We start from the raw sequence: 17,628 nt of genomic DNA, 5'->3' as shown, positions 1-17,628 counted from the left end.
AAGATCCTCTCAAGGCAGCATTTAAGTACAATAGTTAACGCAAATAATAGTCAGTCAGCTTGATTAATACATTTATTCAATATGTTAATTGTTTTTTGACCTTTTTTAGCGGTAAAAATCAGCAGCAAAGATAAACAGCCCCTAGAGTTCAAGTGGAGATATTGTCTGCGAGGGCAATAAATTTTCGGTACAATACGGCAATCAATTCGTAAATAGTGGCCAATGTGATGAATAAACAAATCGAATCTTATGATGTTGTCGTAGTCGGCGCGGGAATGACAGGCGCAGCGGCGGCATTGGGCTTTGCCCAAGAAGGGATGAAGGTGGCTTTGCTTGAAAAGGCACAACCTGCACTATTTGAGCCACACAGTACCCCAGACGTTCGCATTTCGGCAATTAGCCGTGCATCCGTCGAATTATTAAAGCAACTTGGTGCATGGCAGCATGTTGAAGCTATGCGCAGTGTGCCATATCGTCAGTTGGAAACATGGGAAGAACCCGAAAGCAATGTGGTGTTCGATGCCCAAAGCTTAGGTTTACCTGAGCTCGGTTTTATGGTTGAAAACCGAGTGTTACAGCTTGCGTTGTGGCAGGAATGCCAAAAATATAGCAACTTAGAGTTAGTTTGCCCTGCAAAGTTGGTGAATTTATATCAACCTAAAAACCAAAAAGAGTGGCGATTAGAACTTGATGATAACCGTCGGTTAGAGGCGAAATTGGTTGTGGGGGCTGATGGCGCAAACTCTCAAGTGCGTAAAATGGCAGGGATTGGTAGCCGTGGTTGGCAGTATCGCCAATCTTGCATGTTGATTACCATTCAAACCGAACAGCCTCAACAAGACAAAACGTGGCAGCAATTTTTCCCATCAGGCCCACGGGCATTTTTGCCATTATACGATAATTGGGCCTCATTGGTCTGGTATGACAGCCCTGCAAAGATCAGGCGCTTACAGAGTATGTCTATGGAACAACTCACAGGTACGATTTCTGAAGCGTTTCCTGAGCGTTTGGGCAAGGTGACTGCGATTGCATCAGGGGCATTCCCCTTAACGCGTCATCATGCTAACCGCTATGTGATGGATGGCTTAGCGCTGATTGGTGATGCTGCACATACAATCAACCCATTAGCAGGACAAGGGGTTAATTTAGGCTACCGTGATGTAGAGAGCTTGCTGAATGTGGTGAATTATGCCCGTGAATATTTGCAGCCTTGGTATTCAGTGGATGTTTTAAAACGCTACCAGCGCCGTCGATTACCAGATAATTTGATTATGCAGGCGGGAATGGATGTGTTTTATATGGCATTTAGTGAAAATTTACCGGGGTTAAAAATGTTCAGAAACCTTGGGTTGATGGCTGCTCAACGTGCGGGGGAAGCGAAAAAACTCGCATTGAAATATGCATTAGGCCTTTAGTTTATGACGCTGAAATAAAAATAGGCTGCATCCCGCAGCCTATTTTTTTGTGAATAGCTAAGGTTATTTGCTATTACTGATATCCGCAGACTGTACGTTTTTGATATCAGTATCAATACTGTCATCTTCAGTGATCACGGAGTCTAACGTTTCATTTTTTGCTGAGAATGCATGAGCCAGTTTCTCGGTATCTAACTCTTTTTCCCAACGAGCAACCACGATACACGCACAAGCATTACCGACTAAGTTGGTTAATGCACGGCACTCTGACATAAAGCGGTCAATCCCCAGAATCAAGGCCATACCTGCAACCGGAATACTTGGCACAACCATCAGCGTTGCGGCTAAGGTAATGAAGCCTGCGCCTGTTACACCTGCCGCGCCTTTTGAGCTGATCATGGCAACGAGCAGTAAGGAGATTTGTTCCCAAATAGTGAGCTCAATATTGGTGGCTTGTGCGATAAACAGCGCCGCCATGGTCATATAGATGTTGGTACCATCAAGGTTGAATGAATAACCTGTTGGGATAACTAAGCCCACAACGGATTTTTCACACCCAGCGTGCTCCATTTTTCTCATTAAGCTTGGCAGTGCCGCCTCAGAAGAAGAGGTACCTAAAACTAACCATAACTCATCTTTGATGTATTTAATCAACTCAATGATTGAGAAGCCGTTATATTTTGCAACGGCACCTAATACCAGTAATACGAAGAGTAAAGAGGTGATGTAGAACGTCATTATCAGCATCATTAAGTTGCCGATAGATGAAATTCCATATTTACCAATGGTAAATGCCATGGCACCGAATGCCCCGATTGGCGCGAGTTTCATTAACATCGCAACCATTTTGAACACGGGCTCAGAGAAGTTTTGCAGTAACTTAACAATTGGCTCGCCGTGCTTGCCTGTTGCTGCTAATGCTAATCCGAAAATAACCGCAATGAACAGAACTTGAAGAATGTTACCGTTTACCAGCGGGCTAATGACGGTATCAGGGATGATATTCATCAAGAAGCCAACAATTGACGACTCATGTGCTTTAGCAACGTAACCTGCGACTTTAGTGCTATCGAGGGTAGCTGGGTCAATATTTAAGCCATCACCAGGGCGAATGACGTTCGCCACGATGAGACCAATGATGAGTGCGACAGTTGAGAAGGTGATGAAGTAGAGCATTGATTTACCCGCAACGCTACCTACAGCCTTCATGTTTGACATGCCTGAAATACCGGTTACCACGGTTAAGAAGATAACAGGCGCGATGATCATTTTAACGATTTTGATGAATGCATCACCAAGTGGTTTTAATGATTCTCCAATGTCTGGGAAAAAGTGGCCTAGCGCGATACCTAAGGCGATGGCTACGATGACCTGAACATATAAGATTTTATATATTGGTTGCTTTATCATGTTTCGCATAAATTTTCTCTGTAAAAATGTTGCGCTTTGGCAATTTATAATTATTAGGTTTAAAACTTTTATTTGAGTTTTTGAGAACTAATTAATGATTAATGGAACGGAAGATGGGAGTGAGTTTTCTGGTGACTTAAGTGTATAAAACTTTTTAGCCACCAATCATACCTAACTACAATTCGAGCGCAGGTTACCACTTTCAACAGTTAAATAGAAATGATTAAAGTCACAGATTTAATAGAAAAGTTATGCAAAAGTAAATTTTCTGGGCGAAATGTTGCTTGGTTAACATTTAAAACGATTAAGCTACTGGTTAATTAGTATTCACGGGATTTAATAAAGCAAAAAACATGAAAAAAGAGTGCATTTCTGCTGGAAAGTTGCATAAACATGCAAATAGTGATGCAAAAAATTGGCTTTCAGTAATAAATATGGATTTATTACCTAATTTTTTAAACTTGGTTTAATTTATCAATAAAAGTGATAATCAAAATAAATGAGTTGGGAAGAGTTTGCATGAGAGAGAAGGAAGAAAATAGAAGAATGGCTGGGGTACCAGGATTCGAACCTGGGGATGCCAGGATCAAAACCTGGTGCCTTACCGCTTGGCGATACCCCAACAACAAAAGAAATGGTAGCTACGACGGGATTCGAACCTGTGACCCCAACATTATGAGTGTTGTGCTCTAACCAACTGAGCTACATAGCCATTGTCTATTTCTTTAATCGTGATTTTTGCAACAAGGAGGGATAGTAGATGGCTGGGGTACCAGGATTCGAACCTGGGAATGCCAGGATCAAAACCTGGTGCCTTACCGCTTGGCGATACCCCATCCGGGAAATTCTACTATTGATGATTTAAGATGGCTGGGGTACCAGGATTCGAACCTGGGGATGCCAGGATCAAAACCTGGTGCCTTACCGCTTGGCGATACCCCAATCTTAAATTCAATACTACCGAGAAGGAAAATGGTGCGGGAGACAAGACTTGAACTTGCACACCTTGCGGCGCCAGAACCTAAATCTGGTGCGTCTACCAATTTCGCCACTCCCGCAAATAAATGGTGGCTATGACGGGATTCGAACCTGTGACCCCAACATTATGAGTGTTGTGCTCTAACCAGCTGAGCTACATAGCCATCTTTTTTTGCTTAACCTTCATCGGCGTTGCGGGGCGCATTATGCTAATTACAGACCCTACAGTCAACAGCTTTTTGCACTATTTTTTAGAAAATGCGTCTGTTTGTTTGTTGAATAATCATTTTGTCGATAAAGTCAGCAAAAAACAACCCTTGATTTGAAAAAAAATGGATTTTGACAGTTTGTCTGTTCAAAAAATAGTAGGGAGAAATAACGGTGTTTTGCCAAATTTGCTTTTAAGAGAAGTCGAAATAATTTGAGAAAATACAAATAGATTTTAAATTGTACAATACCATGGTGAAGGGCAAGCGTACTTTTTGATCTTGGGTCTCTAAAAGCAAAAAAGCAGGCCTAAACCTGCTTTTACTTATTCATTGAGATGGCGGAAATTAATTATCAAACAACTTTTGCAGTAATTCGCCATTAAGCATTGCTCGCTTAGTTAAAGCGAATGCACCAATTGCCGAATTATGGACTAATTGCGAGGTAACAATCGGCAAGTTCTCACGGAAGCCTTTAAGAGCTTGAGTATCAATACAGCTTTGGATAGCTGGCAGTAAAATTTGCTCGGCCTCTGTAATATCCCCTGCAATCACCACTTTTTCTGGGTTGAACAAGTTAATGGTAATCGCAACCGCTTTACCAATTTGTCGACCAACGTGCTGAATGACCTCGGTGGCCAATGGGTCATTTTTATTTGCGGCTTGGCAAATAGACGAAATCGTACAAGTTTCTGCGGTCAGCGTGCTGGAGTAGCCTTGTTCTAAGCGCTGTTTAACGCGTGCTTCAATGGCTTGGTTAGAGGCAATGGTTTCCAAACAGCCAAAATTACCACAATGGCATAATTCACCGAGAGGGTCGACTTGGATGTGGCCTATTTCCCCTAAATTCCCGCGGTGGTTGAGTAATATTTCTTTATTGATAACAAGGCCTGCTCCAGCGCCTCGGTGAATGCGCACTAATAAAGAGTCTTCACAATCCCGCGTCGCGCCAAAATAGCTCTCAGCAAGCGCGAGGCTGCGAATATCGTGCCCAACATAGCAGGTGATATTGAAATGCGCTTGCAGGTTATCAATCAGATGCCAGTTATCCACTTTGATGTGGGGCATATAGAAAATAATGCCACGATTTGGATTGACCAAACCGGGGAGGATAATTGAAATGGCAATCAGTTCTTTGATGCGACGGTGATTTTGCTCGATAAAATCCTCAAGGGCGGCAATCAATTTTTGCTCGACCGCTTCTTGAGAAGGCTCAGAGATAGGGTAGTGGCCATCCACAATCATTTTTCCGCCTAAGTCATACAATGCGATAGTGGCATCATAGCGGCCTAAGCGGACACCAATGGTGTGGAAATTTTTGTGTTCAGAGACAATAGATATAGCACGACGGCCCCCAGTGGAGGCCTGCTGGTCAACTTCTTTAATTAAACCGCGTTCGAGTAGCTGGCGAGTGATCTTTGTGACACTGGCTGGGGCAAGCTGGCTTTGCTCCGCTATTTGAATTCTTGATATCGGACCCTGTTGGTCTATCAAGCTATAGACGACAGCACTATTGAGTTGTTTGACGAGGTCAATATTACCAATTTGCTTTAGCGAGTGGCTTTGATTCATTAGCTAGTTACTCATTTTGTAGACTTCCTTTCCGTTTACGTAAGTCGCGAGAATAGTGAAGTCGTGGTTAAATGCGGTCAAATTCGCAATTTTACCCGGAGCAATTGACCCTAAAGTTTCATCAACTCCGATGGCTCTTGCTGGATAGAGCGTTGCCATTCTAAGTGTTTCATCCAATGCGATACCGACATGTTCTACGCTGTTTCTGACTGCTTCAATCATCGTCAGTGACGAACCGCTGAGTGTGCCATTTTCATCAACACATAATCCATCACGATAGTATATGGTTTTACCTGCGAAGATAAAATGATCCATTTCACCAGTTTGAGGATCAATACCTGCTGGTGCTGTTGCATCCGTCACTAAAATTAATTTATCACCTTTCAGGTGCTTACTGTTACGAATGTTGGCCCATTGAACATGCAGTCCATCAGCAATAATACCCGCATACACTTCTGGCGTATCATAAATGGCGCCGACTAAACCTGGGCCGCGGCCTGAAATATATGGCATTGCATTGAAAAGGTGCGTTGAAAAACGGATACCCGCTTTAAAGCCCAGTTTCGCTTCTTCATAGGTTGCATTTGAATGTCCCGCTGAAATCACAATACCCGCTGCTTTTAATTGGCGAATATAATCGAGGTCGACCATTTCAGGCGCTAAGGTGACTTTTGTGATGGCATCAGCGTGGGAGGCTAAATAATCAATCATTTGAGCTGAAGGTTGGCGAATAAATTCAGGGTTATGAGTCCCTTTTTTGATCACATTAATATAAGGACCTTCTAAATGTAGGCCAAGGGCTTGGTTTTTGTGATCTTTTAAATATTCAGTCATGACGTCAATGCCATGTTTCATTAGATCATCAGAGCAAGTGATCAGCGTTGGTAGGTAGCTAGTACAACCTGTGCGCTCATTGGCTTTTTGCATGATATCCAAATTTTTCAATGTGACATTTTCTTTATTGTCATTGAATTGAACACCACCGCAGCCGTTAACTTGCAGATCAATAAAACCAGCAGAGAGAATTGCGCCTTGCAAATCGTGTTGTGGAATATTTGCAGGTAATTCAGAGACAGGGCAAACCTCTTTGATGATTTCACCATCAACGATGACAGCATGGTTATCCAGTCTTTCATGACCTGTATAAATAATGCAATGAGTTAGTGCATACATGGTTTTAAACTCCTGACCTCTGGAAAAATGGGTCACCGACTAGCCGTCGCCAGTCGGGTGATTGATAAATATAATCTTAGTTAAACGTCTCAATAATTTCAGATTCAAGCTGTTTGAAATATTTGAGGGTTTTGACTTTTAATTCGAGTGTTGCAGGTTCATCACACACAATCAGTGCCTTCGGGTGCATTTGTACACAGCTCACTGTCCACATATGGTTGATGGAACCTTCTACCGCAGCGTGAACCGCATTCGCTTTATTCGCGCCAGTCGCTAATACCATTAACTCTTCTGCATCCATGAGTGTGGCAACACCTACGGTTAACGCAAATTTTGGTACTTGGTTGATATCGTTATCAAAGAAGCGTGAGTTTGCTTGGCGTGTTTCTGGCGTTAACGTCTTAATACGGGTACGAGAATTCAGTGATGAACCAGGCTCATTGAAAGCTATATGTCCATCATTCCCTACGCCGCCCATGAACAAATTGATTTTGCCGTAAGATTTAATTTTATCTTCATAACGTCGGCATTCCGCATCAACATCAGGGGCATTACCATTGAGCAGGTTGATATTTTCAGCTTGGATATCAATATGGCTGAAGAAATTCTCATGCATAAAGGTATGGTAGCTTTGTGGATGATTAGCAGGAATGCCAATGTATTCATCCATATTAAACGTCACGACATGTTTAAAGCTCACTTTACCAGCTTGATATAAAGCAATCAGCGCTTTATAGGTTGCTAGTGGGGTGCCACCTGTTGGTAAACCGAGAACGAACGGGCGTTCAGCGGTTGGATTGAATGCGTTGATTTTATCGGCGATATATTGCGCGGACCAAGTGCCGACATCATGCGCATTGTTTAATGGGATTAGCCTCATGTTTCAATTACCTCTAATAAGTCTGTGAAATCTTTCATATATATGTGTATCCCCGATGTTATGCATTAGATATAGGAATACTCGTTATACTACAAATTTATTACACGTTGGTGTTGGTATACAGTGGCGTTTTAACGGTTAGCCCTGCATTTTAAACGCGCTGAGAATATACAGGTTAATGGCCTAAATAAGTTATTTTTAATCATAAAATAAGTTTTCAATAATAGCTACTAATTTAGTCAGATCATGAACTCTTTCGTTGACATTTATCACAAATCGCACCTATTTATTTTGCATCGCGAAACAATTAATTTAGACTATGAAATTGATACTCTCAATAACCTAAATTATTATTTAGGTGTGTGAACAAGAAGATCCCGTAAATGGGGCAAAAAATAGGGCGATAAAGGGGGAGTTTGTGAATATTCTTAGCTACTTACAGCGGATTGGTAGGGCACTTATGGTGCCAGTTGCTGTACTACCAGCCGCAGCAATCCTAATGGGGATTGGCTATTGGATTGACCCAGATGGTTGGGGCGCTAATAGTGCAATCGCGGCGTTACTGATTAAATCCGGCGCGGCAATTATTGATAATATGTCCGTGCTATTTGCAATTGGTGTTGCGTATGGGATGTCCAAAGATAAGGATGGTGCTGCGGCACTGACTGGTTTTGTCGGCTTCTTAGTGGTGACAACGCTGTGTTCTCCTGCATCTTATTCCATGATTATGAATGTTCCTTTGGAAAATGTTCCAGCGGCATTCGGTAAAATTAGCAACCAGTTCGTGGGGATCTTAGTCGGGGTGCTGTCTGCTGAATTATATAACCGCTACAGTGGTGTTGAGCTACCAAAAGCGCTGTCATTCTTCAGTGGTCGTCGCCTTGTTCCGATCCTAACATCATTCCTGATGATCATCCTTGCTTTCATACTGATGTATGTTTGGCCGGTTGTATATAACGGATTGGTTTCGTTCGGCGAAAGTATTAAAGATTTAGGTTCCGTGGGTGCGGGTATCTACGCATTCTTTAACCGTTTATTAATTCCTGTTGGCTTACACCATGCGCTGAACTCGGTATTCTGGTTCGACGTTGCAGGGATTAACGACATTCCAAACTTCCTCGGTGGAGCTAAATCTATCGAAGCAGGTCTGGCAACAGTAGGTATCACAGGTCGTTACCAAGCTGGTTTCTTCCCAATTATGATGTTTGGTCTGCCGGGTGCAGCACTGGCTATTTACCACTGTGCACGCCCTGAAAATAAAGCCAAAGTGGCTGGTATCATGATTGCGGGTGCATTCGCGGCATTCTTCACAGGTATCACTGAGCCTCTTGAGTTCTCATTCATGTTCGTGGCGCCAATCCTGTACGTTATTCACGCACTGTTGACCGGTATTTCTGTGTATATCGCAGCAACAATGGAGTGGATTTCAGGCTTCGGCTTCAGTGCAGGTTTAGTGGATATGCTGCTGCAATCACGTAACCCACTTGCTGTTCATTGGTACATGCTGATTGTTCAAGGCTTGGTCTTCTTCTGCATTTACTACGTGATCTTCCGTTTCATGATCCGCAAATTCAACCTGTTAACCCCAGGTCGTGAAGAAAGCGCGGGCGATGAAACCATTGATGGTTACGATGAAAGCCTTAGCCCAGCAAATACCACGGATAGCGATATCCAAAAAGAAGCGCGCCAATACGTTTCTGCGGTAGGCGGTAGCGATAATATTGTCAGTATCGATGCATGTATCACGCGTTTACGTTTAACAGTAAAAGACACCGCGATTGTTAACGATGCGATGACCAAACGTCTTGGTGCTTCAGGGGTTATTCGCCTGAATAAACAAAACGTGCAAGTGATCGTAGGAACACGTGCTGAATTGGTCGCTAAAGCAATGACGGAAGTGATTGCTAAAGGACCGATTGCCGGTACTGCGCCTGTTGCGGCAGCGGAAGAGAAAAAAGAGGCAGAGCCAGCAAAAGCAAAAGGCAATGCGATTTTATCCCTTATTGCACCTGTTAGCGGACAAGTCTATTCCCTTGACGATGTGCCAGATGAAGCGTTCTCTAGCCGTATTGTGGGTGATGGTATTGCTATCAAACCAACAAGCAACGAGGTGTTAGCACCAGCTTCAGGTACAGTGGTGAAAATTTTCGAAACTAACCATGCATTCTGCCTTGAAACTGAGAATGGTGTAGAGCTCATCGTTCATATGGGTATCGATACTGTTGCGCTGAAAGGCGAAGGTTGTGCGCGTTTAGTGGAAGAAGGTGCAGAAGTCACCGCGGGCACACCAATCCTGAAATTAGACTTAGATTTCCTTGAAGCCAATGCTAAATCGATGATCAGCCCAGTTATCATCAGTAATATCGATGATTTCGCAGGTGTCGAAATTTTAGTTGACGGTGAAGTGAAAGCAGGCGAAACCGTTATTTATAATGTACTGAAATAATGCATTAAGCCTGATTTAAGTTTGTGATGATGCCAGCCGGTAAAAAGGCTGGCATTTTTTATGGAAGTTATCGGGTAAAAACTTGTGGGATACGGTCAGATTTAATGAAATAACCAATCCACAGCGCGGCACTGAATGTGCTCATGAGTATTTGCTGGTAATCTGTATTGGTTAATTTAGCGCCATAAATTATGGCGATAAAAACGGTAAAATACAGCGTTACGATGAGCGCAAAAATGTAGTAGGAAATCATCACCCATTTAGTCGCTTTTTTCTTATTAAAGAAAAACCAACAAGCGACGAGTGTGATAATTATATAGACAAGTTGTAGCACAATAGCGCCAAGGTAAAATGCAGGAACACCCTGCGTATTTTCGGCATAATAGGTGACAACTTGGACTAATTGGTATGCCCCAAAGATAGACAAAAATGCGGTAATAATTAGCCCTAAAGCTGGCAGATAAAGTACGCCATTAATTTTATGGACTTCCAATTGTTCGCATTCATGACACCAACCAGACTCTTTATTCGCTTCGCGCTCATTGCAATTAATACATTTCATTGACTTACCCAGCTGTGAATTTTTAGATTTAACTATTATCGGGATATTTTTTGAATAAATGAATTCTTAGAGGCACATTTATTTCACTTAGTTGGTTTAGTCATGTAGGAAATAAGTTAACAATGTTGGCGAAATCTCAAAGCAGGTTGTCGAATCTGCATAAGCAAGGCGGCTTACGCATCGATAAGATATTTTCTCAATGACTGACGAGGAATTTTCTGTGGAACTGCTTCTTTGCTTATTTGGTTTTATCTCAGGGATCACAACCGCGTTATTTGGTTTTGGCGGTGGGTTTATCACGGTTCCACTGTTGTATGCGTTAATTACCTTGGTGTGGGGGCCGCAAAGCGATGCAAGCGCAGTTGCGATGCAAGTTGCAGTGGCAACATCCACTTGTGTGATGATTTTTTCATCAACGCTATCGAGCCGTGCTCATTATCTAAAAGGTAACCTTAGCTGGCCAATTATCAAGCCGTTTATTATTCCCATTTCAATAGGTGGAATACTTGGGGCAATTGTTGCGTTATCGGTTGATAGTGCGTTGATCCGCTGGATATTTATTGCCTATTTGATAGTCACAATATTGGATTGTTTTATTCGCCCTGGTTTTATGCAAACGGGGTCGGAAGGTATTAAAGCTTCTCGTGGGGGCATTTTTGCAGATACCCCGATTGGGGTGGTAATAGGTGCCGTGGCAGCATTTTTAGGGGTAGGGGGCAGTGTGATGACTGTTCCACTGATGCGACGCCGTGGTGCCAGTATGATCCAAGCGGCGGCGTTTGCTAACCCATTAACGCTGCCGATGGCAATCACTGGGACATTAACCTACTTTTATTTCGCTATCGATAAGCACGTTGACCTTGGTGCGGGTTTCCTTGGCATGATTTACCTCAAAGGCGCGTTGATTCTGATTGCAGCTTCTTGGTTGGGGATCCGTTTTGCTTCATTATTAATGCCTTATCTTAGCGATAAGCGGCATGCTCAAAGCTACCCATTGCTGTTGTTAGTGGTGTTAACTGTGATGTTATTGACTTAGAAAGGGTAGACAAATGCCTATTTTTTGTTGTGTTTGCCTCTTTGGTATAGCTTTTATTGGCTAAGTACAATCAAACGGTTGTTTCCTGACGGATTATGGTAGAATATATCTGGTTACTAACCGCTTTTAGCGCGCTTTTGGCATTGAGGAATGATGACAATGAATGAGGCAGATGCTCGCCCAACAAATTTTATCCGTCAGATCATAGATGAAGATCTGGCGAGTGGAAAACACACGTCGGTCCATACCCGTTTTCCACCAGAACCGAATGGCTATTTACACATCGGCCACGCGAAATCAATCTGCTTGAACTTTGGCATTGCAAAGGACTATCAGGGACAGTGCAACTTACGTTTTGACGACACCAACCCTGTAAAAGAAGACGTCGAATACGTTAACTCAATCCAAGAAGACGTCAAATGGTTAGGTTTTGAGTGGACGGGCAATGTTCGTTACTCTTCTGACTATTTTGATACTTTATATCAATATGCAATTGAGCTGATTAAAAAAGGCTTAGCTTACGTTGATGAGCTAAGTGCAGACGAAATTCGTGAATACCGCGGCACATTAAAAGAGCCGGGTAAAAATAGCCCTTACCGTGAACGCCTAATCGAAGACAACCTCACATTATTTGAAAAAATGCGTGATGGTGGCTTTGAAGAAGGTAAAGCGTGCTTACGTGCGAAAATCGACATGGCATCACCATTTATGGTTATGCGTGATCCGGTTTTATATCGTATTAAATTTGCAGAACATCACCAGTCTGGCAATAAGTGGTGCATTTACCCAATGTATGACTTCACGCATTGTATTTCTGATGCGTTAGAAGGGATCACGCACTCTTTATGTACGTTGGAATTCCAAGATAACCGTCGTTTATATGACTGGGTGTTGGATAACATCACGATTGACTGTCACCCGCGTCAGTACGAGTTTTCTCGTCTGAATCTGGAATACACAGTGATGTCTAAGCGTAAGCTGAACCAATTAGTGACAGAAAAACACGTTAACGGTTGGGATGACCCACGTATGTTAACCATTTCTGGCTTACGTCGTCGTGGTTATACCGCAGCGTCTATCCGTGAATTCTGCCAACGTATTGGTGTGACCAAGCAAGATAATAACGTTGAAATGGCGTCATTAGAGTCGTGCATTCGTGATGACCTGAACGTATCAGCACCGCGCGCTATGGCCGTGATTGACCCTGTGCGTGTGGTGATTGAAAACATGCCAGCGGGCGAAGAAATTTTAACAGCGCCAAACCATCCAAATAACCCTGAGATGGGTACGCGTAAAGTGCCGTTTAGCAATGAAATTTATATTGACCGCGCAGATTTTCGTGAAGAAGCAAATCGTCAATTTAAACGTTTAGTGCTAGGTAAAGAAGTGCGCTTACGTAATGCGTACATCATCAAAGCTGAGCGTGTGGAAAAAGATGCTGATGGCAACATCACAACTATTTTCTGTACCTATGATGCAGGTACACTGAACAAAGACCCAGCGGATGGTCGTAAAGTGAAAGGTGTGATTCACTGGGTGAGCGTACAGCACGCGCTGCCAGCGGAAATTCGCCTGTATGACCGTCTGTTTACTGTGCCAAACCCAGGCGCAGAAGATGATTTCTTATCGGTGATTAACCCAGAATCATTAGTTGTTCGCCAAGGCTTTGTTGAGCCAAGCTTGAAAGATGCGGTTGCAGAGAAAGCGTATCAGTTTGAGCGTGAAGGGTATTTTTGTGCGGATAGTAAGTTAAGCAGCCCAGAGCATCTGGTGTTTAATAGGACTGTGGGGTTGCGTGATACTTGGGCGAAAATCGAAAACGCTTAATTTGATGTCCCCGTCATACTTTGCACCACAGGGGTGTTGGCTTCATTAAGTTACCCGAGTCACATACCTATGTATGCTCACGGGATAACTTAATTTGCCGCCTACCTGTGGCACAAATTATTTAGGGGCCGTGCGGAGTGAAGTCTCTCTCGTGAGCTGGTGCGATTAAGGCTAAATAGATAAAGACAAAAAAGCCGACATGTTAAATGTCGGCTTTTTTTATGGAAGTTTACAGACTGACAAAACTTATTCGGATTTGCTATCCACTTTGTCTTTCAATAGATCATGCAAATATTGATTGGCGGGGAGCACATTACCTTGGGCATCTTTAACTTGGTAAATTTCGCCGGTAATGGACGATTTTGAGGCTACATTATCAATAAATTGCTCGGTGGTGTTTAGGCGTTTTTCTGTTTTACGTAATTTTAAACGTAAATGGGATTCTGCATCGGTCGCGTTGTGTTCTGTGCCGTTGCGAGTAAATGTTAAGTTTTGTTGTTTGCCGAGCTCTGTGAGTAAAGACTCAGTGCGCGCTTTTTCTTCTGGGCTCAAAGCGAGGGCTTGAGTTGTCACAAAAATTCCTAAAAAAAGGACTAAGGCAGATGAAAAACGGTTCGATAGCTGGGTTGTTAATGATTGCACGAATTTCTCTCCATAGAAAATAATGGGGAAATTATAGCCAGCCAAAGGTTTTAAACTAGCGGAAAGATTCTGAGAATTCGATGCAAAATTGGCTTATGGCATAAACCGATAGCCAATGCCTGTTTCCGTTAATAAATGAACCGGGCGAGTTGGGTCATTTTCCAATTTCTGCCGTAAGTGACCCATATAAATCCGCAAATAATGGTTATGCTCAATATAGCTTGGACCCCATACTTGCAATAATAAATGACGTTGAGTCAATACCTTACCGCTATTAGCAACTAATTCGCTAAGTAAGCGAAACTCAATAGGCGTGAGGTGCAATTCTTCATTTTGCTTAGTGACAATCCGATTAATAAAATCGACAGTAATATCACCAAATTGAAATTGTGAGCTTTCTTGGCCCACTTTACCAAAACGGCGCAAAGCCACACGAACTCGGGCGAGTAATTCACTGATACCAAAAGGTTTTGTTAAATAATCATCCGCGCCTGCATCAAGAGCGGCAACTTTTTGTGATTCTTCTTCGCGGGCAGACAAGACAATAATGGGAATGCTGCTCCATTTTCGTAAATCACGAATTAAATCAAGCCCATCACCATCAGGCAGCCCAAGGTCTAAGATCAGTAAATTCGGTTGTCTTGTGCCTGCTTCAATCAACCCCCGTTGGCAATTCTCAGCCTCGAAAACTTTCCAGCCTTCACCCTCCAATGCAAGTCGGACAAAGCGGCGAATTTCTTTTTCATCTTCAACAATCAGGATTTGATGGCTGCTCACAATCGGGTAATGTCTCCTAAACTTCAGCTTCAATATCAGGGAGTTGCTTTAAAGGTAAAACAAAGTGGAAGCTAGCTCCACCTTTATTATTATTTTGCGCCCAAATTTCCCCTTCGTGTAATTGAATGATTGCGCGGCAGATAGCCAGCCCAAGGCCAACACCAGGGATTGCGGACTCTTTTTGTGCGCGAGAAAATTTATCAAAAATCGTTTTTTCTTGTCCATCAGGAATAGCGTTACTGGCATCCCACACTTCAATATGAATTTTCTGCCCTTCAATATAGCCATTGATGCCAATGGGGGTATCTTCATGGCTATATTTTACGGCATTTTCCAATAAGTTAATTAATACTCGCTCGATTAACATGGCATCGCAATATAACAGTAAATCAGCGGGAATGTTAATCTCTAATGGGTGACTGTGTAATGTGTAATCTAATGTTCTGACCGCGCTACTGGTTATTTCTTGCAAAGATTCCCATTCAAGATTGGGTTGAATACTGCCAGATTGTAAACGCGCCATATCGAGTAAGTTATTCACTAAACGTGACGTGCTAAGTACTTGTTGGCGCATTTGGTTAACTTGCGCCGTCAGAGGGGAGTTTTCTGCGGATAAGTTCAGCATCAAAATTTCCGTTTGCCCAAATAAAACCGTTAACGGTGTTTTTAAATCGTGAGAAAGTGCGGCTAGTAAGGAGTTTCGCAGTTGCTCGCGTTCAATATCTAATTTGGCGGATTCAGCTTGTTTTGTCAGTTGTAAGCGCGAAAGGGCGCTGGCGATCAGCCCTGTAAACGTCTGCAACATGCGTTGTTGTTCAGGGATCATCAACTGGCGTAAGTTACGGGGTTCGATGGCTAATACGGCTAAGGTTTGATCTACCGTTGTGATCGGCTGCAATTGATAAGGCACACTTGGCAGGGTATCTGTTCCCGCCCCTGCAGGCTGGCGCTTATCAAAACTCCATTTGGCAATGGCTTTATCAATTTGCATCGGTGTATGCCCATCACATAATAGTGGGCGCAAATTGCCATTTTCATCAGGTACTAATAAGCAGCTTTTTGCTTGAAAAGCATTATTAAGAAAGTGATAGCCTGTCTTTCCGATATCTTCCGTATTGAGTGCTTGTCCTAATTCTTTCGTCATTTCATAGAGATGGCGAGTTCGTTGTTCTCTATAGCGGGCAATTCTCGCTTGGTAACGCATGCCTGCGGTCAGGTTTCCCACAACGACACCGACAATTAGCATCACGCTAAAGGTCACTAAGTATTGCATATCCATGATGGCGAGGGAAAAATGAGGCTGAACAAAAAATAGGTCGAAGCTAATAACGTTAACAAGTGCGGCAAAGACAGAAGGGCGGCGCCCGTAAAATAGGGCAATCAGTACCACGCCTAATAAATAGAGCGTTACGAGGTTCGCTTTGTCTAATGCGAGTAAAAATGTTCTAGAAAATAAGGTGATAGCGGCGCACATCACAATCGCCATCAAGTAACCATTTAAATCGGAACGCCATTTTTCAGAAAATGGTTTTCTTTCAGGCTCTTTATCCCAATCGCTTTTTTCTTCAAGGGCGACAATCACTAAATCGAGATCGGGCCCTAATTTCCCTAAGCGATCTGCAAAGCCTGGGCGGAAATTGAGTTTGGGCCATTTGCGGTGTTTATCGCGGCGGCCAATCAATATCTTGCCTAAATTATGTTCTCGCGCATAACGCAGTATGGCTTTTTCTTCGGAAGAATCAGATAAGGTGGCGGTTTCTGCCCCTAAATCTTGGGCAAGGCGCAGTGCTTTGAGCACAGCGCGACGTTGCGATTCAGGGAGCTGGTGGAGTGTGGGGGTTTCGACATAAACTGCATGCCATACGCTGCCAAACTTTGCAGCGAGCCTTGCGGCCGCACGCACCAATTTTTCATTACCCATATTATGGCCAATACACAATAAAAGCCCATCACGGGTGTGCCAAACTGGGGCCTCACCTTTACCGTCACGAAACTCTCGCATTTGGTCATCAACGCGATCAGCGGTGCGGCGTAAAGCCAGCTCACGTAGCGCAATTAAGTTTCCTTTACGGAAAAAATGCTCAATGGCGCGTTCAGCTTGCCCTGGAATATACACTTTGCCTTCTTTCAGGCGCTGGCGTAAATCGTCAGGGGGTAGGTCGACTAACACCACCTCATTGGCGGCATCAAAAATATGATCAGGAACCGTTTCGCGCACACGAATACCCGTTATGCTCCCCACAATGTCATTCAAGCTTTCAATATGTTGAACGTTAATGGTGGTTAGCACATCGATGCCTGCATCTAATAGCTCCTCAACATCTTGCCAGCGTTTTGGGTGACGGCTGCCAGTTGGGTTACTAAACGCTAACTCATCCATGAGTATAATGGCTGGGTGTCTCGCAATTGCCGCATCAATATCAAATGCATTTAAACGGCGACCACGGTGCTGTAATTTTCTATGTGGCAGCACCGATAGTCCATCCAATAAGGCAGCAGTTTCTTCCCTTTCATGGGTTTCCACCACGCCGATAAGGACATCTAACCCTTGTGAGCGTAGGCGTTGAGCCTCTTGTAGCATGGCATAGGTTTTCCCGACACCTGCACAGGCGCCGAAAAAGATTTTTAATTTACCGCGGCCATCTTCATTGGCTTTCACCAATAAATCATCAGGGTTTGGGCGAGAAGGTTCCTGATTTTTCAT

At 43.3% G+C, this 17,628-nt stretch carries 12 protein-coding genes and 6 tRNA genes; 4 read left to right on the top strand and 14 right to left on the bottom strand.

What is annotated here, in order from left to right; genetic code table 11:
* The first annotated feature begins 227 nt into the window (after positions 1-227).
* A complete protein-coding gene (gene ubiF / locus J6836_RS12200; RefSeq protein WP_219244318.1) occupies positions 228-1,415 on the top strand; it encodes a 3-demethoxyubiquinol 3-hydroxylase in 1,188 nt (395 codons plus the stop codon).
* Between the two features lie 63 nt (positions 1,416-1,478).
* Here ubiF and J6836_RS12195 read toward each other — a convergent pair whose 3' ends face one another.
* The 10 genes from J6836_RS12195 to nagB form a co-directional block, all read right to left on the bottom strand.
* Positions 1,479-2,834 carry a dicarboxylate/amino acid:cation symporter gene (locus J6836_RS12195; RefSeq protein WP_273827579.1) on the bottom strand — a complete coding sequence of 452 codons (1,356 nt, stop codon included), beginning with the start codon at positions 2,832-2,834 and terminating at the stop codon, positions 1,479-1,481.
* Positions 2,835-3,372: 538 nt separating this feature from the next.
* A tRNA-Gln gene (locus J6836_RS12190) sits at positions 3,373-3,447 on the bottom strand.
* A gap of 13 nt (positions 3,448-3,460) precedes the next feature.
* Positions 3,461-3,537: transfer RNA gene (locus tag J6836_RS12185), tRNA-Met, on the bottom strand.
* 49 nt (positions 3,538-3,586) lie between these two features.
* Positions 3,587-3,661: transfer RNA gene (locus J6836_RS12180), tRNA-Gln, on the bottom strand.
* A 31-nt stretch (positions 3,662-3,692) separates the two neighbouring features.
* Positions 3,693-3,767: transfer RNA gene (locus J6836_RS12175), tRNA-Gln, on the bottom strand.
* Positions 3,768-3,798: 31 nt separating this feature from the next.
* A tRNA-Leu gene (locus J6836_RS12170) sits at positions 3,799-3,883 on the bottom strand.
* 7 nt (positions 3,884-3,890) lie between these two features.
* Positions 3,891-3,967 (bottom strand) — tRNA-Met (locus J6836_RS12165).
* Between the two features lie 390 nt (positions 3,968-4,357).
* Positions 4,358-5,581 carry a DNA-binding transcriptional regulator NagC gene (gene nagC, locus J6836_RS12160; protein WP_219244317.1) on the bottom strand — a complete coding sequence of 408 codons (1,224 nt, stop codon included), beginning with the start codon at positions 5,579-5,581 and terminating at the stop codon, positions 4,358-4,360.
* Between the two features lie 3 nt (positions 5,582-5,584).
* Positions 5,585-6,754, bottom strand: a complete 1,170-nt coding sequence (gene nagA, locus J6836_RS12155; RefSeq protein ID WP_219244316.1) for an N-acetylglucosamine-6-phosphate deacetylase — start codon at positions 6,752-6,754, stop codon at positions 5,585-5,587.
* Between the two features lie 76 nt (positions 6,755-6,830).
* Positions 6,831-7,634 (bottom strand): glucosamine-6-phosphate deaminase, encoded by an 804-nt coding sequence (nagB, locus tag J6836_RS12150; RefSeq protein WP_219244315.1) that lies wholly within the window; start codon positions 7,632-7,634, stop codon positions 6,831-6,833.
* Positions 7,635-8,052: 418 nt separating this feature from the next.
* On the opposite strand from nagB, the gene nagE reads away from it, so the two are divergent.
* The gene (gene nagE, locus J6836_RS12145) at positions 8,053-10,080 is read left to right on the top strand and encodes an N-acetylglucosamine-specific PTS transporter subunit IIBC (protein WP_219244314.1); all 2,028 of its coding nucleotides are present in this window, start codon (positions 8,053-8,055) and stop codon (positions 10,078-10,080) included.
* 67 nt (positions 10,081-10,147) lie between these two features.
* Here nagE and J6836_RS12140 read toward each other — a convergent pair whose 3' ends face one another.
* The gene (locus tag J6836_RS12140) at positions 10,148-10,642 is read right to left on the bottom strand and encodes a DUF2569 domain-containing protein (RefSeq protein WP_219244313.1); all 495 of its coding nucleotides are present in this window, start codon (positions 10,640-10,642) and stop codon (positions 10,148-10,150) included.
* 220 nt (positions 10,643-10,862) lie between these two features.
* Between J6836_RS12140 and J6836_RS12135 the strand changes: the two genes are divergently transcribed.
* Positions 10,863-11,678, top strand: a complete 816-nt coding sequence (locus J6836_RS12135) for a sulfite exporter TauE/SafE family protein (protein WP_219244312.1) — start codon at positions 10,863-10,865, stop codon at positions 11,676-11,678.
* Between the two features lie 159 nt (positions 11,679-11,837).
* Positions 11,838-13,505, top strand: coding sequence for a glutamine--tRNA ligase (gene glnS, locus J6836_RS12130; protein ID WP_219244311.1), 1,668 nt, complete (start codon positions 11,838-11,840; stop codon positions 13,503-13,505).
* Between the two features lie 246 nt (positions 13,506-13,751).
* On the opposite strand, the gene J6836_RS12125 is transcribed toward glnS, so the two are convergent.
* The 3 genes from J6836_RS12125 to kdpD all read right to left on the bottom strand — a co-directional run bounded on the left by J6836_RS12125 (position 13,752) and on the right by kdpD (position 17,628).
* Positions 13,752-14,147 (bottom strand): DUF5329 family protein, encoded by a 396-nt coding sequence (locus tag J6836_RS12125; RefSeq protein ID WP_219244310.1) that lies wholly within the window; start codon positions 14,145-14,147, stop codon positions 13,752-13,754.
* A gap of 93 nt (positions 14,148-14,240) precedes the next feature.
* Entirely contained in the window at positions 14,241-14,924 is a 684-nt protein-coding gene (gene kdpE / locus J6836_RS12120) for a two-component system response regulator KdpE (RefSeq protein ID WP_219244309.1), read from the bottom strand.
* Positions 14,925-14,940: 16 nt separating this feature from the next.
* Positions 14,941-17,628: a two-component system sensor histidine kinase KdpD gene (gene kdpD / locus J6836_RS12115; protein ID WP_219244308.1), complete on the bottom strand. Its 2,688-nt coding sequence runs from the start codon at positions 17,626-17,628 to the stop codon at positions 14,941-14,943.

It is taken from the genome of Providencia sp. R33, assembly GCF_019343475.1.
GTDB lineage: Bacteria > Pseudomonadota > Gammaproteobacteria > Enterobacterales > Enterobacteriaceae > Providencia.
The sequence above is the reverse complement of the archived record's forward strand: the minus strand, read 5'-3'. Positions and strand labels throughout refer to the sequence as shown.